This window comes from Flavobacterium artemisiae (assembly GCF_042678225.1).
Classification (GTDB): Bacteria; Bacteroidota; Bacteroidia; order Flavobacteriales; family Flavobacteriaceae; genus Flavobacterium; species Flavobacterium artemisiae.
In genome coordinates this window covers 437,986-464,190 of the sequence record NZ_JBHUDZ010000018.1, presented here as the reverse complement: position 1 = coordinate 464,190, position 26,205 = coordinate 437,986, and the positions used below count along the sequence as shown (strand labels likewise).

23 protein-coding genes are annotated in these 26,205 nt (G+C 36.1%); 10 read left to right on the top strand and 13 right to left on the bottom strand.

Annotation, left to right across the window (positions count from 1 at the left end; all coding sequences use genetic code 11):
- Positions 1-33: 33 nt before the first annotated feature.
- The 3 genes from ACFSC2_RS21860 to ACFSC2_RS21850 form a co-directional block, all read right to left on the bottom strand.
- A complete protein-coding gene (locus ACFSC2_RS21860) occupies positions 34-3,309 on the bottom strand; it encodes a CheR family methyltransferase (RefSeq protein ID WP_379813221.1) in 3,276 nt (1,091 codons plus the stop codon).
- A 106-nt stretch (positions 3,310-3,415) separates the two neighbouring features.
- A complete protein-coding gene (locus ACFSC2_RS21855) occupies positions 3,416-4,174 on the bottom strand; it encodes an SDR family oxidoreductase (protein WP_379813220.1) in 759 nt (252 codons plus the stop codon).
- Between the two features lie 12 nt (positions 4,175-4,186).
- Entirely contained in the window at positions 4,187-5,767 is a 1,581-nt protein-coding gene (locus ACFSC2_RS21850) for an FAD-dependent oxidoreductase (RefSeq protein ID WP_379813219.1), read from the bottom strand.
- A gap of 192 nt (positions 5,768-5,959) precedes the next feature.
- On the opposite strand from ACFSC2_RS21850, the gene ACFSC2_RS21845 reads away from it, so the two are divergent.
- Entirely contained in the window at positions 5,960-7,129 is a 1,170-nt protein-coding gene (locus ACFSC2_RS21845) for a zinc-dependent alcohol dehydrogenase (protein ID WP_379813218.1), read from the top strand.
- 63 nt (positions 7,130-7,192) lie between these two features.
- Here the strand turns inward: ACFSC2_RS21845 and ACFSC2_RS21840 are convergent, their stop codons facing one another.
- The 3 genes from ACFSC2_RS21840 to ACFSC2_RS21830 all read right to left on the bottom strand — a co-directional run bounded on the left by ACFSC2_RS21840 (position 7,193) and on the right by ACFSC2_RS21830 (position 10,964).
- Positions 7,193-9,373, bottom strand: coding sequence for a hypothetical protein (locus ACFSC2_RS21840; protein WP_379813217.1), 2,181 nt, complete (start codon positions 9,371-9,373; stop codon positions 7,193-7,195).
- A gap of 82 nt (positions 9,374-9,455) precedes the next feature.
- A complete protein-coding gene (locus ACFSC2_RS21835; protein WP_379813216.1) occupies positions 9,456-10,112 on the bottom strand; it encodes a DUF6766 family protein in 657 nt (218 codons plus the stop codon).
- Positions 10,113-10,274: 162 nt separating this feature from the next.
- The gene (locus ACFSC2_RS21830) at positions 10,275-10,964 is read right to left on the bottom strand and encodes an SRPBCC family protein (RefSeq protein WP_379813215.1); all 690 of its coding nucleotides are present in this window, start codon (positions 10,962-10,964) and stop codon (positions 10,275-10,277) included.
- A gap of 240 nt (positions 10,965-11,204) precedes the next feature.
- On the opposite strand from ACFSC2_RS21830, the gene ACFSC2_RS21825 reads away from it, so the two are divergent.
- Together ACFSC2_RS21825 and ACFSC2_RS21820 are read left to right on the top strand one after the other, a co-directional pair.
- Positions 11,205-11,492 (top strand): hypothetical protein, encoded by a 288-nt coding sequence (locus ACFSC2_RS21825; RefSeq protein ID WP_379813214.1) that lies wholly within the window; start codon positions 11,205-11,207, stop codon positions 11,490-11,492.
- Positions 11,493-11,667: 175 nt separating this feature from the next.
- On the top strand, positions 11,668-12,105 hold the full coding sequence (locus tag ACFSC2_RS21820) for a hypothetical protein (RefSeq protein ID WP_379813213.1): 438 nt from the start codon (positions 11,668-11,670) through the stop codon (positions 12,103-12,105).
- 219 nt (positions 12,106-12,324) lie between these two features.
- Here the strand turns inward: ACFSC2_RS21820 and ACFSC2_RS21815 are convergent, their stop codons facing one another.
- The 4 genes from ACFSC2_RS21815 to ACFSC2_RS21800 are packed head-to-tail and all read right to left on the bottom strand — an operon-like array spanning position 12,325 to position 14,081.
- Entirely contained in the window at positions 12,325-12,552 is a 228-nt protein-coding gene (locus ACFSC2_RS21815) for a hypothetical protein (RefSeq protein ID WP_379813212.1), read from the bottom strand.
- Positions 12,553-12,602: 50 nt separating this feature from the next.
- Entirely contained in the window at positions 12,603-12,851 is a 249-nt protein-coding gene (locus ACFSC2_RS21810) for a hypothetical protein (protein ID WP_379813211.1), read from the bottom strand.
- A gap of 12 nt (positions 12,852-12,863) precedes the next feature.
- Positions 12,864-13,043 (bottom strand): DUF2188 domain-containing protein, encoded by a 180-nt coding sequence (locus tag ACFSC2_RS21805; protein WP_379813210.1) that lies wholly within the window; start codon positions 13,041-13,043, stop codon positions 12,864-12,866.
- A gap of 33 nt (positions 13,044-13,076) precedes the next feature.
- The gene (locus ACFSC2_RS21800; protein ID WP_379813209.1) at positions 13,077-14,081 is read right to left on the bottom strand and encodes an SDR family oxidoreductase; all 1,005 of its coding nucleotides are present in this window, start codon (positions 14,079-14,081) and stop codon (positions 13,077-13,079) included.
- 246 nt (positions 14,082-14,327) lie between these two features.
- Here ACFSC2_RS21800 and ACFSC2_RS21795 point away from each other — a divergent pair, with 246 nt between their 5' ends.
- The 4 genes from ACFSC2_RS21795 to ACFSC2_RS21780 all read left to right on the top strand — a co-directional run bounded on the left by ACFSC2_RS21795 (position 14,328) and on the right by ACFSC2_RS21780 (position 20,028).
- Positions 14,328-15,353, top strand: coding sequence for an SDR family NAD(P)-dependent oxidoreductase (locus tag ACFSC2_RS21795; protein WP_379813208.1), 1,026 nt, complete (start codon positions 14,328-14,330; stop codon positions 15,351-15,353).
- Between the two features lie 86 nt (positions 15,354-15,439).
- Positions 15,440-15,871, top strand: a complete 432-nt coding sequence (locus ACFSC2_RS21790) for a hypothetical protein (protein ID WP_379813207.1) — start codon at positions 15,440-15,442, stop codon at positions 15,869-15,871.
- A gap of 190 nt (positions 15,872-16,061) precedes the next feature.
- Positions 16,062-18,449, top strand: coding sequence for an arylsulfatase (locus tag ACFSC2_RS21785; protein ID WP_379813206.1), 2,388 nt, complete (start codon positions 16,062-16,064; stop codon positions 18,447-18,449).
- Between the two features lie 76 nt (positions 18,450-18,525).
- Positions 18,526-20,028, top strand: a complete 1,503-nt coding sequence (locus ACFSC2_RS21780) for a DUF1254 domain-containing protein (RefSeq protein ID WP_379813205.1) — start codon at positions 18,526-18,528, stop codon at positions 20,026-20,028.
- A 513-nt stretch (positions 20,029-20,541) separates the two neighbouring features.
- On the opposite strand, the gene ACFSC2_RS21775 is transcribed toward ACFSC2_RS21780, so the two are convergent.
- Positions 20,542-21,003: an Lrp/AsnC family transcriptional regulator gene (locus ACFSC2_RS21775; protein WP_379813204.1), complete on the bottom strand. Its 462-nt coding sequence runs from the start codon at positions 21,001-21,003 to the stop codon at positions 20,542-20,544.
- Positions 21,004-21,204: 201 nt separating this feature from the next.
- On the opposite strand from ACFSC2_RS21775, the gene ACFSC2_RS21770 reads away from it, so the two are divergent.
- Positions 21,205-22,197 (top strand): bile acid:sodium symporter family protein, encoded by a 993-nt coding sequence (locus ACFSC2_RS21770; protein WP_379813203.1) that lies wholly within the window; start codon positions 21,205-21,207, stop codon positions 22,195-22,197.
- 392 nt (positions 22,198-22,589) lie between these two features.
- Here ACFSC2_RS21770 and ACFSC2_RS21765 read toward each other — a convergent pair whose 3' ends face one another.
- Together ACFSC2_RS21765 and ACFSC2_RS21760 are read right to left on the bottom strand one after the other, a co-directional pair.
- The gene (locus ACFSC2_RS21765) at positions 22,590-23,621 is read right to left on the bottom strand and encodes a methionine synthase (RefSeq protein ID WP_379813202.1); all 1,032 of its coding nucleotides are present in this window, start codon (positions 23,619-23,621) and stop codon (positions 22,590-22,592) included.
- Positions 23,622-23,650: 29 nt separating this feature from the next.
- On the bottom strand, positions 23,651-24,655 hold the full coding sequence (locus ACFSC2_RS21760) for a DUF1852 domain-containing protein (protein WP_379813201.1): 1,005 nt from the start codon (positions 24,653-24,655) through the stop codon (positions 23,651-23,653).
- Positions 24,656-25,130: 475 nt separating this feature from the next.
- On the opposite strand from ACFSC2_RS21760, the gene ACFSC2_RS21755 reads away from it, so the two are divergent.
- Complete coding sequence (locus tag ACFSC2_RS21755; protein ID WP_379813200.1) at positions 25,131-25,661, top strand: Crp/Fnr family transcriptional regulator; 531 nt, start codon at positions 25,131-25,133, stop codon at positions 25,659-25,661.
- 129 nt (positions 25,662-25,790) lie between these two features.
- Positions 25,791-26,204 (top strand): HXXEE domain-containing protein, encoded by a 414-nt coding sequence (locus tag ACFSC2_RS21750; protein ID WP_379813199.1) that lies wholly within the window; start codon positions 25,791-25,793, stop codon positions 26,202-26,204.
- Position 26,205: the final 1 nt, after the last annotated feature.

Genomic DNA, 26,205 nt, shown 5'->3' with positions numbered 1-26,205 from the left:
TCATAATTCCCATAAATAACATTTTAGTATATTTTACACTGGAAGATATATACTAATAGTAGTTCCAAAACCTGCTTTACCAAAAGCTTTAATAAATCCGTTATGGTTGGATACGATTTTTTTTACAAGAGTTAAACCAAGTCCGCTGCCTTTATATTCATCTTTGCTGTGTAATCTAAAGAAAGGTTCAAAAATGCGGTTTTCAAAATCGTTATTAAAGCCGATACCATTGTCAATAACATTAATTTTAACGTATTTTATTTCCGTATTTCCACCAAGATTTGTTATTTCATCAATAGGAGCTTTCATCGTCTCTATTCGTATTTCAGGCGTAACATTTTCCTTTGAATATTTGACCGCATTTAAAATTAAGTTGGTAAGCAATTGCTGTATTTGAAAGGCAATAACATTTACTGTATTCTCTGTAACGGCTGTTTCTACAACGGCTTTCTTTTCATCAATAGAATCTTTGATATCGCTCAGGGTTTTTTTCAGAATCAGATTAAAGTCGGTTTTTTTGAATTTTCTCTCGGTGAAATTTAATTTTGAATAATTAATAAGATCAGCGATTAACTGACTCATATTTTTTGCCGAACGCATGGCACGCTGTAAATTATGTTTTCCGTCTTCTGACAAAGTATTTTCTTTTTCGAAAATTCGATGACAGAACATATGAATTTTATTAAGAGGTTCTTGCAGATCATGGCTCGCGGCAGAAGTAAAGTTTTCCAGCTGTTCGTTATAAATCTGCAATTCTATATTTCTTTTATTTAAAAGCTCATTCGAAGCTAGAAGATCCGTAACATCTTCAAATGCCAGCAGAATCATTCCTTCTGGTTTTGTATTTTGAATTAAATGCGCATTGGCTATGAGCGTCTTCTTTTCGCCATTGCTGCTAATTTCCAATTTATAATCTTCGATAGTTTGTTTTTGAATTATCATTTTGAAGATTAGATCTTTAAAATCTGGAATATCCCATTGACCATTACCAATTTCAAAAAATGAAAATCCTTGGACATCTTTTTCTGTGGTATTAAAATATTTGTAAAAAGACGGATTTGCACTTTTTACATTGTAATCTTGATCAATAATTATAAGAGGCTCTCTAATAGTCTGTACGATAGATTCTGCATAATGACGCATCGAAAGCAGTTGTTCTTGACGATCTAAAAGTTCGTCATTTGTACACATAAGTTCCTGATTATTAGATTGAAGTTCTTCTGTAGAAGTCTGCAATTCTTCGTTCAAGGCCTGAAGTTCTTCGGTACTGCTTAATAATTCCTCATTAGTTGTCTGCAGTTCTTCAAAAGCAGTCTGTTGCTCTTCTGTAACTCTTTTGATATCTTCACGTAATTGGGATAACTCCTTTTCGAGTTCTGCAATTCGAAGTTGATCGGCACTTTTTTTAGTATTTTTTGATTCTGAATCTATTTCGGGAAGCGGATTTTTATGAAAAAGAATCATTAGATGATTTTCGTCATTTGGAAGCGTCAGAATCTCAAAAGATGCCTGATAATTTTGATCTTTTACAGAAAGGTTTTTACGAATGATATTTTCTCTATTCGTAGTGATTTCTGAAATAGCATTGCGAAGTTCGAAACTAATGCCTTCGCGTGCCATTTTTAAAATATTAAAATTCGGTCTTCCAGGAGCCGGTAATAAATAAGGAGAAGTATCTCCATGAAAATGAACAATTTCCTGATGTTCATTTATGATAACGCTTGAAGGTGTATATCTCGAAAATAAAATGTCGTCGGCAGTTTTTCTAAAGTCCGTTTCGTGATTTGTGCTGCTGTATGTTTTTGTTCTTACAGGTAAATTGGTGTACGGTTTAAAAGCCTGAGGCACATAACGGGCAGGCGTGAATTTTTTTGCGTAAATTTTATCTTGTTTCAGAACGAGTTCAAATAAATGCTGTACATTATTGGCAGACTCTGATTTTCCTAGAAATAAAAAACCTTTCTCTTTCAGCGAATAATGGAAGGAACCCAGCACTTTTTCCTGCAGGAAAGAGTTGAGATAAATTAGTACATTTCGGCACGAAACCAAATCGATTTTAGCAAACGGCGGATCTTTAATAAAGTTGTGTGTAGCAAAAATACACATGTCTCTGATTATTTTATTAAGATGGTAATGACCGTCGCGTTTGGTAAAATATTGTTCTAATCGCGTTTCAGAAATATGTCGAACATCCTGCGCCGAATAGACCGCCGATCTGGCTTTTGCAATAGCTTTTTCAGAGATATCCGATGCGAAAATCTGGACTTTTAAATCTTTAAAATTATGCAGCGTCAAATATTCGCAGATAACAATAGCGAGAGAATACGCTTCTTCGCCTGTAGAACACGCTGCCGACCAAACACGTAAAGTATTATTAGTGCAGTTTTGAATAAGCTGTGGTAAAACGGTTTGAGAAAGAGAGTCAAAAGATTCTTCGTCTCTAAAGAAATAAGTAACCGGAATCAGCAGGTCATTAAAAAGCAGTTCCTGTTCGTTTTTATTATTGCGAAGAATCGTGTAATAATCGCTCATGGTTTCTTTTTTCAAAATAACCATTCTGCGTGTTATACGTCTTCGGATTGCAGGTCTTTTATAATCAAAGAAATCATTTTCTGTTTTTTGCAGAATTAGATTTAAAATCTGATTGAGTACATCTTCCTCTTTTTTAGGAATATGTTCTTCTTCGCTGTAAGCGTAATTGTCGAGATAACTTTTACGGATAGCAGCTAATTGGAACGCTGTGTTTTCTGGAGCCAGAATAAAGTCAACTGCATCTGTCTCGACATTGTTTTGCGACATTGTTTTAAATGTCGCAGTTTCAGGATCCTGAAGAATGGTTACACCGCCGTATTCTTTGATTTTTTTCAGTCCGAAAGCTCCGTCAAAAGCGGTTCCAGAAAGTAAAACGCCAATGGCAAAACTTTTGTAAACCTGAGCAATAGCATCAAAGGTTTTATCAATATTGTGAGTAATTTTATCAATGCGTTTTATGACATCCATTTTTAAAACGCCATCTTCTGCTATTAAATAATTATTTTGAGGAACAAGGTAGATGTGATCAGGCTGAAAATCAATTGTACTTACAATTTCGGCAACAGGAATCTTTGCTGACTGTGCTAATTCTACGCTGAGATTATCGACAGTATTGGATGATAAATGCTGTACAATAACATAAGCAATCCCAGAGTCTTGTGGTATTTGCGAAATTATTTTATGTAAAGCTTCTAATTCTCCCGCAGCGCCTGCAATAGCTGCAATTGGAAAGTTATGAGAAATATTTTCAGTGGTGATGGTATTTTCTAAAGTCATTGTATATCAAGAAACGTGTAATTCTTACATTAAAGATACTATAATTTTTAACTTTTGCCTTCTAAATTTGATTAAATGCCTTTTTTAATTAGTTTTTTACTTCATTCTAAATAAGCTGCAAATGAGGCCTAATCTGCATACTGACAATATCACATCTTTTTTGCTGCGATAAACAGAAAAGAACACTCATAGCAATGTCTTCTGCTTCAAGCATTTCCATTTTTTCGATTTTTTCTTCCTGTACTTCTTTAGGATCTGGCTGCATGTTGCTGGTTACCGCTCCAGGTTCAATATGCGAAACTTTAATTCCAAGCGGATTTATTTCTTTTCTAAGTGCCGTGCTGAAACCTCTTATGGCTGTCTTGGTGGAAACGTAAATAACGCCGGTTTTCTCTTTTACCTCAGCACTCATCGAACCAATATTAATGATATGTCCCGATTTTTGTTCTTTCATTCTGTTAACAGCTTCTTTTGCGAAAGTTATATAACCCAAAATATTGGTTTCTAAAATATATTTCCATTCCTCATATTCCCCTTCGATTATGCCTCTTGCAGGTAAAGCAGCGTTGTTTATAAGAATATCAATGCCGCCAAGAACGCTGTCTACTTTTTCCCAGACCTTTTCGATGTCCTGTTTTTTGGTAATATCTGCCGTGACTCCGTAAATCTCTCCGGTTTTAGATTTTTCTTTGATATCATCCATAGCGTTGTTAAAGTCATTTTCGTCTCTTCCGAATATAAAAACGCGACCGCCAAGCGAAACCAAAAGATCAGCTATTGCTTTGCCGATTCCGGTTGTACCGCCTGTAATTACAATTCTTTTTTGAAGGATGTTCTGTCCAAAGTAGTTTGTGATATTTTCCATAATTGTGTGGGTTTATTTAACTTGAATTTTGTTTAAATCGTTTTTTGCGGGTCCGTTGGTCACAGTTCCGTCGGTGGCAAATCTTGAACCGTGGCATGGACAGTCAAATGTTTTTTCATCGTCATTCCATTTTACAATGCATCCTAAATGCGGACAAACTGCTGAAAAGGCGTGAAGTGTATTATCGTAATCGCGATAAACAGCGACCTTTTTTAATCCGAAAGAAAGAATACCTCCGTCTCCCGCTTTCAAATCGGCTGTATTGTTCAGATCCGATGCTGTAATCCAGTCCAAATACTGAGATGCCATGTTTCCGGCTTCTTTTACAAAATCGCCAATGGCTTTAAAAGTGATTCGGGACGGACTATATAAATCCTCCCATTTGTTTTTTATCCCCAGAATTTGATCGGTAATAATCATAGCGCCGATAGTAGCATGTGTCATTCCATTTCCAGAATCTCCCGTAATAATGTAGATGTTTTTATCGCCAGGATTGCGTCCCATAAAACCTAACGAATCATAAGGTTCCATAACTTGTCCCGACCATTTGTAAGTGATCTCATCCACCATAGGAAAATACTGTTTGGTCCACACAGCAAGTCTTTCGTAGCGTTCTGCTTCAGAAATGCCTTCTTCATCGGCTTGTCCCGTTTTATGATCTTCTCCGCCCGAAATCAATAAATCATATTGGTCATCAAAACTTTCTAAACGAACATAATGATACGGCTGCGAAACCCATTTTGATTTTACATCTCCAGTATCCCACCACAAAGCGTAGGGTAGAGTGTCTTTTGGAATTTTAGCGCCTATTACATAAGTTCTGTAAGCATGTTGTTTGGTGTGCATGGTCAAGACATCATTAATTGGTGTGTTGGTTGCAACAACAATGTGATCTGCTTTAAAATCGAAACCATTAACTGAAGCTCCTTCTTTCGTGATATTTTCGGCATGTGCTTCAGTAAAGATGGTTCCGCCGAGCGCTTTTACAGCTTCGGCAAGTCCTTTTAAATAATGTAAAATATGAAATTGAGCCTGATTTCTAAATTTAATAGATCGCTGGTTTTCTGCTCCTGCTAAATAAGGTATATTGAGCATCATAGAAGTATTAATCCCGGCATTTACGGTAGCTTTAAATTCTTCGTCAAGGTTTTTTTCTTTATCGCTTGGATGCAGGAATAAATAACCGCTGACTCTTTTAAACGAGCAGTCAATATTTAAATCGGTAACTATTTTTTCGATTTCATCAATAGCGGCGGTATGGCTTTCTGCGGCAAGTTTTGCACTTTCTTTACCAAAAGTACTTTCAAGGTAATAATACCGATCGTCAAGCGCGCAGGTTAAATGTGCGGTTGTTCGTCCTGTTTCACCACTTCCTAAGAAACCGTCTTCTACCAAAACAACTTTTTTTCCTGCTTTTAATAATTTGTAAGCAGTGGTAAGTCCGGCAATTCCACCACCGATAACAAGCACCTCTGTTGAAATGTCTTGCGTGACTTTATCGAAAGCTAAAATTGAAGTTGTGTCAATCCAAAAAGAAACATTATCTCCAGAAGTAATGCTTCCTTCATTTATTTTGTCTGCTGATTTATTCATCTTTAATGTAGTTTATATTTATAAATCATTCTTTCAAATCTACTAACAACAATCAGATTTTTTTTACAGTATAAATTTTGTCTTTTATAGGATTGCCAGTTGTGTTTTATGTAAGGAACTTAAAAAATAGTGTAAGTCTAACTAATTTATTAATAGTTATTTGGCTTTGAATAATTATAAAAAAATAACACTATGAAAGCAGCAGTTATACATGGACCAGGCTCTATTAAATATGATACGGTGGATGATCCAATTTTAAAGGAAAAAGACGATATAATATTAAAAGTAACCTCAACAGCGATTTGCGGATCCGATCTTCATATCTATTCTGGTGGATTCCCGCAGCCACGGCCGATGGTTTTGGGACATGAATTTATGGGAATTGTAGAAGAAACAGGCTCTGCAGTTACGCATTTAAAACGCGGTGATCGTGTTGTAGTGCCATTTCCGATTGCCTGCGGGAATTGTTTTTTCTGTGATCACGATTCTCCAGGAAACTGCGAGCACAGCAATCCAGAACATTACGGACCAGAAGGCGGAATTATGACGGAGAAAGGAGGAGCGCTTTTTGGTTATACCGATTTATACGGTGGTTATGATGGAGGACAAGCACAATATGTGAGAGTTCCTTATGCAAATTACGGTCCAAGAGTAGTGCCGGAAGATTTATCAGACGAACAAGTGCTTTTCCTTACCGATATTTTTCCAACAGGTTACACGGGTGTAGATTGGGGAGAAGTAAAGGGAGGCGAAACTGTTGCTATTTTTGGAGCGGGGCCAGTAGGAATAATGGCTGCTAAAAGTGCTTGGCTTCGCGGTGCCTCACAAGTAATTATTGTCGATACGCTTCAATACCGATTGGACAAAGCAAGAGTAACAACTAGTTCAACAACAATTCTTTGGAACGATGGACCTAAAGATGTTGTCGAGCAGATTCGTGCACTCACAAAAGGACGCGGCGCCGATGTCTGCATTGATGCAGTTGGTTTTGAGCCTGATCGAAATCTAGGCGACCGAATTAAAGCGACACTTAATTTTGAAAAAGGATCTATTAAAGTATTAGAAGCCTGTATGAGCGCCGTAAGAAGAAACGGAATTGTATCGGTTTTGGGAGTTTATCCCGTAAATTATGATAATTTTCCGCTAGGACAGTTTTTTGATAAAGGAATTGTTTTAAAAGGAGGACAGGCTCCTGCACACAAACACATCGACAAACTTTTAGATTATGTGATTCAAGGTAAAGTTAAACTGGATGATATTATTACACACCGATTGCCGCTTTCTGAAATTTCACATGGTTATGAAATTTTCAAAAAGAAAGAAGATAATTGTGTCAAAGTAGTTTTAGATCCATGGAAATAATCTCCATTGTTTTAAAAGAAAAAGGTGAAGTTCTTATTTGATCTTCACCTTTTTTCTTAATATTTACCAGCTGATTTTAATTTTAGAGCCGCCGGTAATTTTATATTCCTGCATTTGTGCATTTTTATTATAATAGAGCATTTGTAATTCATTCTGAAAAACCTGCAGCGATTTTATGTTCTTTTTTATAATGATTTTTAAGCTGCACTGCATTTCTTTATTGCCGCCAATTTTTAAATAAACAATGTTTTTTCTCTTCATAAAACTAGTAGCAGGATAATCAGTAAAAATCAGGAAATTATCATTAATTTTAAAATACTGTCTAGACACGACAGCAAAAGCAGCGCCGGCACCGTAAACTTCCTGACCGACTTGACCGCTTTGTTCCCAGCCAGTATATAAATCTTCGAGAGGCGCGAATAAATCCTGTTGGATTTCGCCGGTTTTAACATCCTCAGAAAGCATTTCTTTTGGCAGGAGTGAAGGATAATAATACGGAATTCTGTTTACAGCATATTTTACAAATTCAGGAAGAAGAATTTTGAGTCCTGGCAGTATCTCAATATTTTCCGACTGAATCATATATTCGGTCAATGCTGTGTATACTTCCATTTCTTCATAAGCAGCAGTATACGGCGCGTCATTTAAAGGAAAAATCGAAAAGAAATTAGTAAAGTTTTTACCAAAACCATATTGGCAGTCCCAAAGCTGCATGTTTTTAAATAACCCGGCAAGGCACATATAACTGGTTTCGAGATAAATTTTCTTTTGGGTAATTTTATATAATTCTAATAAAGCATTTGCTGAAAACGCGGTGTTATTCGCCTGATAAAAAATATCAAACCCGCACTGTATAAGTTGTTTCGCCGCTTTTTCGGCTTCGTGTAAATAACGTTTTTCTTTGGTCAGCTGGTACGTTAAAAGCATCAAATGTGCATAAGCGCCCGGAACATCTTTTTCGCCGCCTTTTCCCGGCTGTGTTTCTTCTTTTATAACTTCAAAAGTTTCTACGTTATAAAAAACAGGCCATTCATAATCAAAATGATGTGCCGCTTTTATCACAAAATCAATAGAATCTAGCGCCAGTTTTTCAGCGTCTTTATCACCAAAAATGGCAAGTCTGGTAAGGTTTATAAGCGGATGATGCAGATACCAGGAATCCATTGTAGTGTCTTTCTTTTGTTCTTCAGACTGATCTAATTTATCATGCAGGGCAGGAAGCCAGCGTGTAATGCTTTGTATTTTTGGATCATAAAATGCAGAAAGACCGCTGCGTAAATCTTCCGATAAACGATACGATTCAGAATTCCATTTTTCGTATTCTTTAAGCGGCGTCAAAACCGCCAGCTGCACCATACTTTCAGCAGGAGTTTCGTAATCGCAGAGATAGGCATTTAAATACGGAATGCCTTTTGTCTGTGTCCAGCATCCTTTATTATATTCAAGATCAGCTATTGTTTTACGAGCAATTTCTGTCCAGTCGTGATATTCTGTTTGAGGACGTGGGATAAGTTTGTAAATCTGAGCAAGACTTTCAAGATAATCCATGCATAATTTTGACGGATTGTCCTTTGTTTCATCCCCAAGCAGTACGTAGGCATCCGATATAACAAAAGATTTTTCTGCTGGAAGAGGTTCTTCAATAGTCGTTGGAAGTTGAAAACCAATTTCAGGCCACGTACCGCCAACTGTTTCAGCAACAGAAGTTTTTGTTGCTTCACAATAGTCTGACAATGAACTCAGGTTTTGAAAATAGAACAAAGTGCTTCTTTTAGGTTTTTTGACACTTGCAAATAGGATTCCTGATCTGGTTCCAATTTGGCTGACATGTATTTTTCCCGATGTGTTTTCGATGTTTCCGTTTTGTGTCAAAGGCAGTATATCGCGCGGCCAAAACGGAATAAGCAAAGGCAAATTGGCTTTGAAAATAGTTTTATAATGCAGTAAATGAGAATCAGATTCAGGAAAATCAATAACTATTTCGTAGCTGCCAAGTTCTGTCTTTAGTTTTACTGTAATTTTATTTTTAGTCTTGGATATGCTGTTAATTTCGAAAAAACTATTCAATGCGTAGGCAGCGCGAAAAGCAATTCTTTCTTTTTTTGTTCCTGTGGCAACAATCCAAAATGAATCTCTAGAACTGTACAGATCAAAAGTATAGCCCGACCTTTTTATTGTAGTTAAAGCGGTACTATAATCAATATCAGTCTGTACATTGGCTGCCCAAGGAGAAATAGCATTCATAGTAATCTGTTTTAGTTATACATTTTTACATTCAATTTTGTCTCTGTTATTTTGAATAGAGACGAAGGCGGTTAATTAAAAATCAATCTCCTGTTTCCATATGCGGCGCATCAACAGGTTTGGATTGTGATGAACCAATCTGTCGCAGATAAATCGATAACATAATGATAGCAAAGACAGAAAGGAATTCACTTTGCCAATTCTGAAAAGACTCAAACCAAAATCTTGAATCTGTTAAGTAAGCAGATGCTGTTTCCAGCGGTTTTCCAGTTCTTAAAAGCTTTTCATTTTCATCTTTTAAACTTCCAAAAAAATGAAAAACAAAAGAAATTAGAAATAAAAGTAAAAGAACAATAGTAAGCGAATGTTTGTATATTTTAAGAATAAATCCTCCCTTTTTAACCGGCCAGGGAGCATCTTTTTTTGTTGGATCCGGTTCACGGTCAACGGGTTCGGGTTCATCTATTTTTTTAGATTCAGATGAACCTTTCTGTTTGAAAAAGATGGTGGCGACAACAAATAGTGCCATTTGTAGAAATTCACTTTCCCAATTTTCAAAAGTTGACTGGAAGAAGTGTCCAGAAGTGAGATAATTGGCGAGATTTATTGTATTGGCTCCATCTTCAATAAGTTCTTTGTTATATTCTTCAAAACCAAATACGACTTGTCCTAAAAATGATCCGATAAACAGGATTAAAAAGAAGATACATAAGCCGTTATTTTTTAAAAATGTCTTCATATGATCTTTAATTTTTAATCAAATTTCAATAAAAGCATCAAAAAAAATTTATATGATTCATTATCTCTTTTATAGTTTTTTCACTGTTTGATAAGTAAACAAAAAAAGCGCCTTCATTTAAAAGAAGACGCTTTCCCAAAAAAATAAAGAAAAGATATTTTTTTAACTATTTTTATCTTGATGCGTTTCTAAATATACTTTAAGGTTAGAAATATCATCTTTAACTAATTTTTCAAAATACGGATTCAGAAGTTTAGCGGCACTTTCTCCTGCAATTCCAAGTGGTGCGTGATACGAAATCGTAACATCTAGTTCTGTTGCTTTTCCTTTCGATTTAAAAACAACTTTTCCAGCATTTTTTATAGTAGAACCTTCGATAGAATTCCAGCTTAAAAGTTTATTTTTTTCATCTTTGATGATTTCTGCTTTCCATGACAGCTGTCCTATACCGCCAGGTCCTTTTGCTGTCCATTCTGAAATAGTGGAATTAACAGAATTAACAGAAGCCAAATGGTTCATGAATTTTGGTAAGTTTTCGAGATTTCTCCAAAAAGCATACACCTCACTTGCAGGTTTTTCTATTACGCTGTTGACTCTGATATTCACATTTGAAGCTTTATCGTGCATTAAATGACCGGCAGCATCATAAACAGGACAATATCCTGAAATTCCTCTTAAAAGCATTGCACCGCCTGCGCCCGCCTGTGTAATGCTTTTGCTTTCTTTTGATAAGGCATTATAAAGTAAATATGCCCCGCTTGTAACCATTAGAATTCGCTCTAGGTTGGATACATTATTTTTTAATAATGGTTTTGAAGCTTTATTTTGTTTGGATACTAGTGTTGTGTTCATAGCTGTTGTCTTTGATTTATACTCTTAAAATTGTGCTCTCGTCACTTTAAAAATGTATTTATAAGACAAATTTCGGTTAGTAAATTGAGTATTATTTACAATATTAAGTACTTGATATTACAGATTTTACATTTATGGAATACGTGGCTTGCTACGATTTCTGTAACTAACTCTTACAATTATATAAAATTACTGTTAATCAGAGTTTTAGATTTGAGCCATAACTTTAAATGATTAATTATGAAAACGCTTTTTAAAACCGTATTACTATTGGTGCTTTTAACAGCTCTTACCTTTTCTTGTAAAAAGAATGAAAACAACAACACCTATCCAGAAACAGATCAGACAGACTCTATGGATATGTCTGTAGACACGATTGGTCCTGCAATGGATTCTACCGCTGTGGATAGCTCTCAAAACGGAAAAACAGGAACAACAGGAGCCACAGGTGAAGGTTCAACCGGCTCAGGAACTGCTGGTTCTACTCAAAAGGGTAGTCAAAGTGTACGAACAGATTCTGTTAAATAATAAATTGACATTCTAGAATAAAGAACGCTCTGTTTTACGGAGCGTTTTTTATTAGGATGATTGTGGACATTATATAAGTTTAAAAAGTAATACTAAAATGAAAAGGAACATTTCTTTAGTTATTTTGTAATTCATTGTTTATTAGTTTTTTATTGTTGAATTAAAAAATGTAATTATGAAATTACCTAAAGAAATTGTCAATGGACTTTTGATATTTGTGGGAATCGCTTTGTTCTTTCTTTTGATGGAATTATTGAATCTCTCCAACTTATTTTATTTGAGACTTTTAAATGTTCTTTTTATCCTTTACGGTGTTAATAGAACTTTAAAAATGAATCTTGCTGAAGGAAAAAATGAATTCGTTCCTAATGCGATATCAGCAACGATTACTTCATTTACAGCGGTAGTAGTAAGTATCGTCGCACTTCTTATTTACAGTTATGCCAAAGGCGGTAATAATTATGTCAAATCATTATCAGAAGCTTTTATGTTTGGAGGAGAACCTTCTGTAACGTCTTATTGTCTTTCCTTATTTTTTGAAGGAACAGCATCTTGTATTATTGTAACACTTTTATTAATGCTGTATTGGAACAATAAATATGTAGCTGATTAAAAGTTTAAAAAACAGCAAAAACAAATCCCGAAAAGAAGGTAATTCGCTTCTTTTCGGGATTTATTTTTTTAAAGATTTTAATGCTGCAAATGATTTAATATTCATCATCCTTCTCTTCATCAGGTTTTGTTTCGTCTAAAGTTCTTCTGTTTGCATCATTATCAAAATCATCATCGTCTTCATCGTCTTCACCTTTCAGTTCGTCGTCCAGGTCTTGTGCTATAGAAGCATTTTTTTGAAAGAAAGGATCTGAGGTGTCATTATCCTCATTTTCTCTTTCCAGATATTCTGGCGTGTGTTTGTGTCTTTGTGACTCGTTTTCATGCTGGTTAATAGCAGGATCTTTTTTTCCATTGTTTCTGAATTGATCGAATCGCTTGCTGAATGATCTGCTGCGTGATAAGTAAGATCTTCCTGATCGTAGTTATCATAGTTTTCTCTTGACATAATAGTTAATTTTAATTTGTTAATATTGAATTGTTTAAAAAGTTAAAGGCTTAAATTTTATCCAGTTTTGACGGATCTGTTGCCTCATCGATACTTTTTCCTTCTGTGTTTCTACTCTTATTCTCATTTTCTATTTGCTCTTTCGTTTTTTCCTCTTCTTCAGAATAGTCATTTAATCGACCAGCTTCACCTGTGCTTCCGCCAGGCTGCATACTTCCAGAACCGCTGTAGGAACTATTTGCGTTTTGGTTTGTATTTTCGTCAATACTGTTCTCCGATTGTTGTTTATCTGTTTTCATAATTATAAAGTTTTAGTGTTTTTCGTGATGATTTTTTAGAAGCTCACGAGCCTGTTTAAGTCCAGTTGCAATTGCAATTCCTTCTTCCGCGCCATCCAGAAGCAGTGCATTGGCTATTTCAACTGCTTTTTCTCTAACTTCTTTCGGCTGATTTTTATAGGAGGGAGGATAATCTCCGTTATACCAAGGCATGATTTATAGTTTTAAATTAAACTTTAAAAATTTTTAAGGATTTCCTTCTCCGCCACTTGAACCATAAATCTGTCCAGTGGCATAACTAGCATCTTCTGCAGCAAGTTGTACGTAGATGGAGGCAAGTTCGACAGGTTGTCCAGGTCTTCCTAAAGGAGTCTGCGATCCGAAATTTTTGAGTTTTTCCATTGTAGCACCGCCGCTTACCTGAAGTGGAGTCCATACAGGACCTGGAGCAACACCATTAACTCGTATTCCTTTCGGAGCCAGCTGTTTTGCCAGCGACTTTATATAATTAGTAGTGGCTGCTTTGGTCTGTGCATAGTCGTATAAATCTTCAGTAGGAGCGTAGGCTTGAACCGAACTTGTTCCGATTATCGAAGAACCTGGTTTTAAATGAGGAAGAGCCGCTTTTATAATCCAAAAAGGAGCATAAATATTGGTTTTCATTGTAGCATCAAAATCTTCGGTTGAGATATCCAGAATCGATTCGTGTGTCTGCTGTCTTGCCGCGTTATTAATAACAATATCCAAACCTCCAAGTGCTTTAACAGCCTGATCTACTAAAGATTTACAAAAACTTTCGTCACGCAGATCACCTGGAATGGCAACCGCTTTTCTACCTTCTGCTTTAATTAATTGGATTACTTCTTTAGCATCTTCTTCTTCAGTTGGATAATAGTTTATCGCAACATCGGCGCCTTCTCTTGCGTAAGCAATAGCGGCCGCTCTTCCCATACCCGAATCGCCACCTGTGATCAGTGCTTTTCGTCCTTTAAGCCTTCCCGAACCTTTGTAACTTTTTTCACCGTGATCAGGTCTTGGATTCATTTGGCTGACCAAACCTGGCCAAGGTTGTTTTTGTTCTTTAAAAGGAGGACGGGGATATTTTGTCTGTGGATCTTCTGGAAGTACAGATGGGCTTGTTTCATCAACTTTAAAGTCGGCGCCTAGAACAGGAGTAAACGCTGTGGTGAGGCAAATCGCACCCATTCCTGTAATAGCTGAACGTCTGGAGATATGCTTTTTATCGCTCATAATAATAATTTTGAATTGTTGTTTTTCTTTTATCTAATCACTCTAAAATTAACAAGCTTGATAATCAGAGTTTTATATTATTATGCCGTGCTTTTACATAATATGAGGAGTTCAGAATATAATTTGTTATAAATGAATTGGTTATAAATTGGAATTTTACAACTTGGAGTATCGAATCATATAAGTTAAAGAAACGAATTGATTGTATTTTCATTAATACAATTCAATTTAATTACATCAAGAAATATGAAAGTCAGTTCTACACTTACGATTTTAAAATCACTTTTTATTTTATGCTTCATTTCTGTTTTAACCGCAAGCTGTACTACATGGAAAGTTGGTGCTTCTGGTCAGAAGAAAATTTCGGCTAAAACATATGTCATTATTGGCGCTTCCAGCGGAATGGGACGTGGAATAGCACAACAGCTTGGAAAATACAAAGCCAATGTTGTTCTTGCCGCAAGACGTACCGATCTTTTAGAAGAAGTCGCTGATACCATACGCAAATCTGGAGGCAATGCCGTAGTTGTTACAATGGATATTAGTAAAGAAGAAGATTTGCAAAGATTAAAAGCAGCAGCTTTAAAAGAATTCTCCAAAGTTGATGTATGGATTAACATGGCAGGAGTGACGGCAATAGGACGTTTTTGGGAAGTACCGATTGAAGATCAGATGCGAGTGATCGATGTCAATCTAAAAGGTTTTTTCTATGCCAGCAGAACAGCAGTTGATCTTTTTATAAAACAGAAAGAAGGCGTGCTGATTAATGTTGCATCGGTTATGGGAGAAATTCCGCTTGCTTATCAGAGCGGTTATTCTGCGACTAAAGCTGGTATACGAAGTTTAGATCTCGCTCTTTCTCAAGAACTTCGCCTTAACGGATATGATAAAATTAAAGTGGTTACGATTGAGCCTTGGGCAGTTGATACGCCTATTTGGAAACATGCAGCCAATTACACAGGCGTAGAACCGAAAATGGCCATGATGGATGAACCTCAAAAAATCGTTAATGCCGTTTTAAGAAAATCACTGCGTCCAAAAAAAATCGTCCCAGTAGGATGGAAGGCGCAAGTTTCATCATTCAGCGCAAATGTATTTCCTAGGCTTTCTGAACATCTCGGAGGCAATATGGTCGAAAAATACATGATTGAAACAGGACCTGAAACGCCAAATACAAAAGGTTCTATCTATGAACCAATTCCAGAAGGCCGAGGTGTTGATGATGGAGCGAAAAAGAGAATGAAGGAGTACAAAAAGAATAAAAAGAAGTAAATATCTAATGACATACTCAATTTGCTGTTTTTAAACTAAATACAAAATTTTTTATAACAGATTAAAAATTATTAAAATATATCGATATGATTATACGACTTTTAATTACAACGATAATTTCTACCTCTGCAATGACTTTATTCAGCTATTTAATTTCTGAAAACTTTAAAAAGTTGTATAAGGAACCAGTTTTACTCAAATTAATCCTTGATAGATGTAATATTACTGTTTCCGAATTTTTACAAAGTATTTATGCGTGGGTTATTCATTATATAATAGGTTTTATTTTTGTTTTCGGTTACTACCTGTTATGGGATAATAAAATTGTACCTCTCACTATTTTAAGCGGCTTATATATGGGAGCCGTTTGCGGTATAATTGGAATCATTTCATGGATTATCATGTTCAGATTTTCCGGGTTTTACAAAAAAGCATCAGACAAAGGTTATTATCTTCAATTGTTTTTTGCTCATGTCATTTTTGGTTTGACGGCTTTTTTAGTTTATACAAATATTTAATATTGCTGCTTGAAACTTCAAACCTTGATTTGTAAAATACTATTAATACTTAGTTTTTACTTTATTTTTTGAATGAAAAACGAAGTTAAATTGGTTGCAAATTATAATATGAAACATCATAAAGAAAAAATCAGGTACTTGAACTAATCATAAAAACTAATTTTAATTATCATTTTAAAATTAGAAAAGTATGAGACATTACAAGCACTTATGTATTGGGATATTTTTATTGTTTTCTTGTGGAATAATGAACGCGCAGGAAAAAGAAAATGGAAACTGGCCGGACAGAAAAAATCTTCCGATTGAACCGTATCAAAAATTAGGAAAAATTGCTCCTACAATTAAGGACTCCGATCCCATAGAGTGGCCAAAGGAAATTAGTGCACCACAGGGAGCTCCAAATGTTTTATTAATCATGATCGACGATGTTGGGTATGGAGCCAGTTCCACATTTGGAGGACCTGTTCCCACACCAGTTTTTGACAATCTTTCAAAAACGGGACTTACTTATAATCGTTTTCATACTACAGCGGTTTGTTCTTCTTCAAGAGCTGCGTTAATAACAGGAAGAAACCATCATACTGCAGCAACGGGAATTATAATGGAATTTTCTACGCCATATCCGGGATACAATAGTTTGGTTCCTAGAAGTGTCGCTTCAATAGGAAAAATTCTAACAGATAACGGGTACGGAACTTCTTGGTTTGGTAAAAACCATAATGTTCCAGATTGGCAGACTACGCCTGCTGGTCCGTTTAATTTATGGCCGACTGGTTTAGGTTTTGAGCATTTTTATGGTTTCCTTGGTGCCGATGCTCATCAATTTCGACCAGCCTTAATGGAAAATACAAAACCCGTAGATCCATATATCGTTGACGGAAAAGTAGATAAAGATTATATTTTAGATAAAGATTTAGCAAATCATACTATCAAATGGATTGAAACACAGAAAGCGGTATCTCCGAATAAACCGTTCTTTGTGTATTACACACCAGGAACAGCACACGCGCCACATCAAGCTCCTAAAGAATGGATTGCAAAATACAAAGGGAAATTTGATTATGGATTTGAAAAACAACGTCAGATGACGTTTGAAAAGCAGAAAGAATTAGGTATTATTCCTAAAGATGCGAAATTAGCTCCAACTCCAGCCGAATACCAAAAATGGGATGCACTTTCTCCTAATATGAAAAAAATTGTAGCAAGAGAAATGGAAGTTTATGGGGCTCAATTATCGTACAGCGATTATCAGATCGGAAGAGTGATTCAGTCCATTAAAGATATGGGTGAGCTTGATAATACGCTTATTATCTATATAATGGGAGATAACGGAGCAAGTGCCGAAGATCCTACAGGACATGGATTAACCAGCGAAATTGGTATTATGGTAAACGGAGAAGTCGATACCGAAGAATTTATGCTGAAAAACTTGGATGAATTTGGAGGACCTTGGATGGCAGAACATTATTCTCAAAGCTGGGCTCACGCTATGAATACGCCTTATCAGTGGGACAAAAAAATTGCCTCCCATTTAGGCGGAAGCCGTACAGGAATGGTTATTTCATGGCCTGCAAAAATTAAGCAGACAGGACAAATCCGCAGTCAGTTTACACATATTACAGATATTGTTCCCACTATTCTGGAAGCTGCGAATCTGCCAATACCAGAAACTGTAGACGGATTTAAACAAGAACCCATGGCTGGAACAAGTCTTGAATATACTTTCGATAATGCCAAAGCTCCAGAAAAACATACAACGCAATATTTTGAAATCATTGGTAACAGAGCCATATATAAAGACGGTTGGATAGCAAGTACAACACCAAAAATTCTACCTTGGGAAGGAAATCACCCGGCATCAAAAGATCCAATGAATGATTATAAATGGGAACTCTATAATCTTAATACTGATTTTTCGCAGACTGATAATATTGCCGCTAAAAACCCAGAAAAGCTGAAAGAATTGCAAAAAGTATTCGTGACTGAAGCATCAAAATATGAAGTTTTTCCATTAGATGATCGTTACATTGAAAGACTTAACCCAGAGAATAGGCCTAATTTTAATAAAGGAAGAACTGAATTTGTGTATCACAATGGAGTATCACGTATCACAGAAGGTATGGCTCCCAATATGAAAAATACTTCGTACAGCCTTACCGCTAGTATCGAAGTAAAAGCAGGAGATGAGGGAATGATCATGACACAGGGGGGCTATTTTGGAGGGACAGCATTGATGCTCCTAAAAGGTAAACCGACATTTACTTATGCTTTTTCACATTACCCTAATCACAAATGGACAATTCAATCTCCGACAGCTTTGAGCGCTGGAAAACACACCATTGTAATGAATTTTGATTATTCAGGTGGAGGCGCGGGTAAAGCCGCAAAAGTAAGTTTGATGGTAGACGGAAAAGAAGTAGCAAAAGGTGATATTCCTAAAACAGTTCCAAAACGTTTTTCATCTGATGAAACTTTGGATGTTGGAGAAGATTTTGGTACTCCTGTAACCCGAGATTATGAAGTACCGTTTACGTTTCAAGGTAAAATAGGAGAGGTGAAGGTTAATTTAAAATCTTAGAAAAAATAAAGAAGTAATTTATTTTCTAGTAGTTATAAGAAATAACATTATCCGATAATTATTCAATCATAAAATTATGAAAAAAGTTATTTTATCATTGCTTGTAATTTGTTTGTTAACAGCTTGTAAAGAGAATAAAAAGGATGAAAAATCTTCTGATCATTATGCTGCTTTATCCAATATCCCTTTCACAAAAGGTTTTCCGTCAAAAGATGGTATTAGATCCTTACAGAATGAATTATTATTCCAGCGTGCAGTGCAAACTTATATTTGGGCTCTTCCTGCATTAAATATTTATTCAATGAAAGAAGCTTCGGAAAAGCAATTTGGTGCGGGTTATAATATTGTGCCGATTTGGAAACAAAGACTTAATGCCAAGACCCTTATTACCACGCCAAATTCGGATGTAATTTATGGAATGGGATATATTGATTTGAAGAAAGATGCACCTTTAGTATTAGATGTTCCTCCAGGCATGCAGGGTATTTTAGATGATTTTTTCCAAAGGCCGGTAGCTTCCGAAATTCCAATTGAGGGCCGAATCTGGGCTGGTGACATTGGATTGCCCGGTCCTGATAAAGGCAAAGGAGGTAAATATCTTTTACTACCGCCCGATTACAAAGGCACTTTACCGACAGGATATTACCCATATCGCTCCCGTACGTATAATGTTTTTGTTTTCCTCCGCGGCTTTTTTAAAGATCCCAAACAGCTGGAAGAACCAGTAAAGGTAATGGAACAGCTGAAAATTTATCCGCTGGGAAAAGAGGCTAGTGCCAAAACAATGCAGTTTCCTAATGGCTCTAACGTGCCAATTAATATGTTATATCCTCAGGATGGAAAAGCGTTTGAGATGTTGAGCCGATTTATTAACAGCGAATATGCTGATCCTGCCGATATGGAAATGCGTGGTATGGCCGCCGCAATAGGTATTTTAAAAAACAAGCCCTTTAATCCCAATGCAGAAACAAAAGAATTGTTGGATAAAGCTGCGAAAACTGCCTTTCGTATGGGGCATGCCATTTCTTATTCTCCACAAACTATTGTGCCAAACGGGGCTTGGTACGATGATCGAAAATGGCTGAATGTATTTCCTGGCAATCCTACATTTACATCAACCGATTTTAATTTTATAGATCCTCGAACGGGTTTCTTTACATTTGCTTATTCTGCAAGCCCTGCTATGGCAGTGAATATGGAAAATGTTGGGGCTAAGTATCCGGTTACTTTCGTTGATAAAGAAGGTAATTTCCTTGATGGCGATCATTTGTATAAAGTGAATTTACCGAAAGGTATTCCGGCGGCTTTATTTTGGTCGGTTACTTTGTATGATCCTATTACTGCTTCTGGTCTAGATAACGGTCAGCCTTTTCCATCTATTAATGCTATGGATAAGCCAGTTACTAATCAGGATGGATCAATTGATATCTATGCAGGTCCAGAAAGTCCCGGCAGTGGTAAAAACTGGATAAAGACGATTCCAAATAAAGGCTTTTTTGTGATTTTACGCATTTACGGACCAACAAAGGCCTTTTTTGATAAAACATGGAAACCAAGCGATGTAGAAAAGATAAAGTAATTTAAGTTTTTATATATTCGAACCCTTCTTTAATTAGGCTCTATTTTTCTGATGTTTTTTTCAAATACCATAAAGATATAAACCAATTTTTACTTTAATGGAGTGACAATTTTGCTTAATTTTTTGAGTGTGATAAAAAAAGAAAATAAAAGTAAAATGATTCGAAACTAGTTTATTTACTAGTTAATTATTTTGCTTCTTACACGGTTTTTCTGGTAAGAAAACAAAAGAGGAAAACAGAGTATATCAAAGTAAATTCAATTGTCGCCATCTATGATTGATTTTTTTAATGTTTCTTTTGGCACCAGATGTCTTAGTTGTTAATTATTGCTTGATACATTTACAGATTAGTAACGATTTATAGCAGTATCACATAAAAGTAAAACAGCCTTTGGGCTGTTTTTTTATTGGTCTCAGATTCGGGTTTAAAACCTGCAATTTATTGCTTACTTTTTTAATTTCTTGAAGATCTGCTGATGTCATTACAGATAGTATTTTTAACCGCAATGAATTTTATAGATTGATATTATGCTGGTTTTTGATTTCTGACATTACAAAAGTGCTCTGCGTACTGCCAATACTTGTAACAGATCCCAATTTATTAAAGACAAAATTCTGATAATGTTTCATGTCCTTGGCGAATACTTTCAGAATGAAGTCATAATCACCAGAAATATTATAACATTCCACCACTTCGTCAATTTTCATAATATCCTCTACAAAACTGTTACCGATGTTGCGGTCATGCTGTTTGAGTTTTATATTACAGAAAACAATAAATCCATGGCCAAATTTCTCATGGTCAATTAAGGCAATATATTTCTTGATATAACCATTATTTTCCAGCCTTTTTACACGCTGAAGCACAGGAGTTGGCGAAAGATTTACCTGCGCTGCAAGTTCCTTGATGGTATAGCTTGAGTTGTTTCCCAATATTTTCAGTAAAAGCAGATCGGTTGTATCGAGTTCTTCCATAGAATAAAAATCTTTTTAAGTTTCAAAAATACATTTAAAAAAGTAAATAATACTTTTTATGTGTGGTAAAACAGCTGAATTCTCCTAAGTGAGAGTATTGAATAGCTTTTTTAGTTATATAAGATAACTTTGCGTAGAGAATTGAACTGAGAAAAATTTCAGTTTGTTTAAATGGAGGAATATATTAAAATCACATTCACATTGAAGAAATTATTAAAAGTATTAAGTAAAGCAGGTTTGGACGGTTTCTTGTTAATGATAGCAACCATGATTCTGTTGGCTTATTTTCTGCCCCAGCCAGGCATGGTAAAAGAACCTGTTTCACTAGAAGAGATTGCCAATGCAGGCGTGTCGTTTATTTTCCTGTTTTATGGCTTGCGCCTGAGTGTTGAGAAACTAAAATCCGGACTCGCTAATTGGAAAATGCACATTGTCGTGCAGCTGACTACCTTTTTGTTTTTTCCGCTCATCGTTTTGGCATTTCGACCATTGTTTGTGAACAACGGCTTTGAGCTGCTTTGGTTAGGCGTATTTTTTCTGGCGGCGTTACCTTCTACGGTTTCCTCTTCTGTAGTGATGGTTTCCATCGCTAGGGGCAACATTTCAGCGGCCATTTTCAATGCGAGTATTTCCAGTCTGATTGGGGTAGTGGTGACACCGCTCTGGGTTGGGCTGTTCATCGCTTCTGCAACAGGTGGCTTCGATGCCACTGATATCTTTATAAAGCTGATTCTACAAGTACTGCTGCCTGTTATTATCGGCATCAGCTTGAACTCCCGTTTTGGCACCATTGCCGAAAAATACAAGAAACAACTCAAATATTTCGATCAAGGAATTATCCTGACCATCATTTACACGTCGTTTTGCAAGTCATTCTCCCAGCATCTTTTTGAAGGTTTCACCGCCCTTGAACTTGCCGGACTAACCACAGGGATGATGGCCTTGTTTTTTGCTGTATTCCTTTGTGTGGGACTATTCAGTCGCTTATTTGGCTTTTCAGATGAGGATCGTATTACTGTTTTGTTTTGCGGATCTAAAAAGTCATTGGTACACGGCACGGTCATGTCAAAAGTGCTCTTTCAGCACAGTTCCATTACAGGCATCGTACTTTTGCCGCTCATGCTTTATCATGCGCTGCAATTGATTGCAGCGAGCATCATCGCCCAGCGTATGGCTAGACGAAAAGAAGAATAATTTTTATTTATGTTCAGTGCTTCCTTAATCTTTTTCGGTAAAGAATGAGGCTAAACTTTTGCTGGCTCTCTGCCATAAAATAAGGGTGAAGATCGGTTGTTATTGTCTAATTGTCGTTACGATAAGGATTAGATAATTAACTCCACTTGTAATAAGCAAGCTTATGTGAATTTTATTTTTAAAAACCAATTTGGTGGATAATGGAAGTTTTCTTGAAAATGTAATTTAAGGAGCTTAACCCCTAAGAATATTGACATTTGATTGAAGTTTTTTTTGTACGAATGTGTGAAGAGGCGGTAGTTTCTAAATTTATAGTCCGCAGAGTTACTTCGCTAAACTCTACGGACTGAGGGATCACAAGGATACATTTTCCAATTAATAGATTTTTATAACTAAATCGCAAATTCTCTGCGTATAATTTCTGCTCCTGCGCTTAAAGCATTTAACTTACATATTGCTACAGTACGAGATAACGGAGCCATACCGCAGTTTGTCGAAGGATAAAGATTTTCGGCATCTACAAATTCAAGCGTTTTACGAAGGGTATCAGCTACTTCTTCAGGTGTTTCGATAGTATTGGTTGCCACATCAATTGCCCCAACCATTACTTTTTTTCCGCGAACCAGTTCTATTAAATTCAAAGGCACTTTTGAGTTATGGCACTCTAATGACACAATATCAATTTTAGACTTTTGAATTTTCGGGAAAATTTCTTCGTATTGTCGCCACTCCGAGCCTAATGAATTTTTCCAATCAGTATTCGCTTTTATCCCATAGCCGTAGCATATATGCACTGCAGTCTGGCACTTTAAGCCTTCTATGGCTCTTTCTAATGCTGCCATTCCCCAATCGTTTACTTCATCAAAGAACACATTAAACGCAGGTTCATCAAACTGGATAATATCTACCCCTGCATCCTGAAGTTCTCTTGCTTCTTCATTGAGTGCTTTCGCAAATTCCCACGCCAATTTTTCCCGGCTTTTGTAATGGTCGTCATACAATGTATCTACCATGGTAAGCGGTCCTGGTAATGCCCATTTTATAGGCTTATCAGTCAGTTTGCGTAAAAATTTGGCATCTTCGACAAACACTGCTTTCTGACGTGCAACGTCACCTACAACCATAGGAACACTCGCGTCATAACGGTCACGGATTTTTACGATTTTACGATTCTCAAAATCGACACCGCTTAAATGTTCGATAAAAGTGGTTACAAAATGCTGGCGTGTCTGCTCACCATCACAAACGATATCTAAGCCTGCTAATTGCTGTTCCTGCAATGTAATGCGCAAAGCATCTTGTTTCCCTTCAAGCAGCTGATCGCCTTCTAATTTCCAAGGAGACCAAAGTTTTTCGGGTGGTGCAAGCCAAGCTGGTTTAGGTAAACTTCCAACAATTGAGGTGGGCAATACTATTTTCTTCATAATGCAGTAGTTATAATATTTTTGATTAATTAAAGAGTGAAATTAGCAGACCACTGTTCCAAGATACTTTTGTAAGGGGTAATGAAATGCTCTTCAGCATATTTACCCTGTTCAACAGCCAGTCGGCTGCGCTCTTCGCGGTCATAATCAACGCGGGTCAGTGAATAATCTTCGTGTTTAAGACTAGGTTTATAGATTTTCCCAGCCACTGAATTTGCATTGTAAATTTCAGGGCGGTAAATCTTCTGGAAAGTTTCCATGGTGCTGATTGAGCTGATTAGTCCAAGATCGGTATAATCAGCAAGTAGATCTCCCGAATGATAAAAAGCCATCGGTGCCACACTGTTCGCAGGCATGAAAAAACGAACTTTTAAGCCCATTTTGGAGAAATATTCATCCGTAATAGAATACTCATTCTGCAGATACTCAAAACCCAGAACCGGATGCTGATAATCAGTGCGGGTATAAGTTTTGTTGCCAGATACACTTAGACAAATGATCGGTGACATCTTAAAGTGCTCTTTATAGGTAGTTGAACTCACAAAGCACTTATAAAGTTTTCCGTGCAGGTCACCAAAATTTTCAGGAATACAAAAATTAGGTTTATCTTTATTATGCTCGATCAATAAAATACTGAAATCATAATCGCGTACGTAAGAAGAAAAATTATTCCCGGCAATACCTTCGATACGCTGGCCAGTTTTACGGTCAAAAATATTCGTTTTTAAAACTTCAATCAACGGCAGGCTGTTAATGCTATTTTTATCATCAATACTCATCGTTACTGTGATGATTTCAAGTTCTACAAGGTACCGGTCCGCTTTTGGATTATCCAAATGAGCCAATGCATTAAATCGATTGTTGATCATATTTAAGGCATTACGCAAGTTTTGCTGGCGATTAGCTCCTCTAGCCAGATTTGCAAAGTTGGTTGTCAGACGCGTTTCACTTGAGGGGTGATAGTTTTCATCTAAACAAGTGCTCTTTAGGGTGAACACAAAATCATTCTTGATTGTATTGTGAGTGTTTTCCATATATTTCTTTTATTATTGAATCTTCTAAGATGACCGCTTTTAATTAGTTGGTTGTAGTTATTTTGTATTGCAAATTTCAAAATAAAAGGTTAATAAATCTAAGTATTGATCAATATAAGATAATTATGCTATTTATGTTTGTTTTTATAGATAATTAAACTTTTGTAGGATGTGGTAATGAGAGAAAATAGAGATTTTATCTTTAGAGAAGCGATATGTGATTGATTTGAGATAGTGCAGCGTACTAAAAAGATGCTGGCTTAATTGTTAAAGAAACTGATCCGGTAGAAGAAATTCATTTTACCGCGGGAACTTCTTTCAATGCCAGATTGATTTTAAAATACAGCTGGTAGGGAGTTAATCAATTTTCAACCTCAGTCGAGCAGTAATTACATTGCATCTAATTGATTTATTGTTTACTTAATCGTAAATTTACAAGCCGCATGTACGATCGGAGACAAAAAAAGCATAAGTAATGAAATCACAAGCCGAATCAATACAGAAACTAAAAGAGATATTTGAAAGACGCGAATTTCCAGCGAAGACACTGCTTGTAAATGAAGGAACTGTAGCGCAGAATATTTATTATATTGAAAATGGCGCCGCACGGGTGTGGTTACATCATGAAGGAAAAGAAATTACAGTCCAGTTTCTTTTTGAGGGAGGTTTTATAGCTTCTATAGAAAGTATTATTTCTGGAGAGAAAAGCTGGTATGCTATAGAAACTATCGAGCCCGTAATCTTATACAGTATAAGTACAGCCGATTTTAAAAAGAAAATAGAGCAGTTGCCGCATGTCAGAGAATTTTACTACCGTTACATACAGCAGTCATTATTATCGTATCAGAAACGTATGGTATCGCAGATTAAAAATACTCCCGAAGAACGTTACAAGGAGATGCTTCGGGAATTTCCTGAAATTATAAGAAGGGTTCCCCAGCACTATATTGCTTCTTATTTAGGGATTACTTCTGTATCATTGAGCAGAATACGAAACAGAAAGTGATTAATTAATTAACAATTGTTATCGTCTAGGTTTTGATGATTCTGGAACTTTGCTGCCAGAACATTAAATAAGATAACATGATAACATTTTCAACACTAACACTTTTATTAGCAGTGGCAGCTATGCTGCATGTTACTGAAGAATTTTTTATTTCCAGGAGGTTTTGCTGACTGGTATGCAAGACTCGTTCCTCCTAAAAAAGTTAAAAAAAATAACGGCGGATTTTTAGTCTGGATTAACACTTTTATGATGTGCGCCATTGCTTTTTCGATTCATTTTGGAGACACCAAGCTGGGACACAGTATCTGGTACGACGTGGCCGCTATTCTTATGGCCAATGCGTGTTTTCATATTTGGGGAGTTTTTAAATTAAAAAGTTATTCTCCAGGAATTATAACTGCCGTACTTTTTTATATACCACTTTTTATAGTTGGCACTATACAATTAGTTAGTACAGGAATAATTCCTTGGTATAGAGCATTATTTTCTATTTGTTTAGGAATTGGTTTTCATGTATTTTCTTTAATTAGACAAGGTAAGTAGT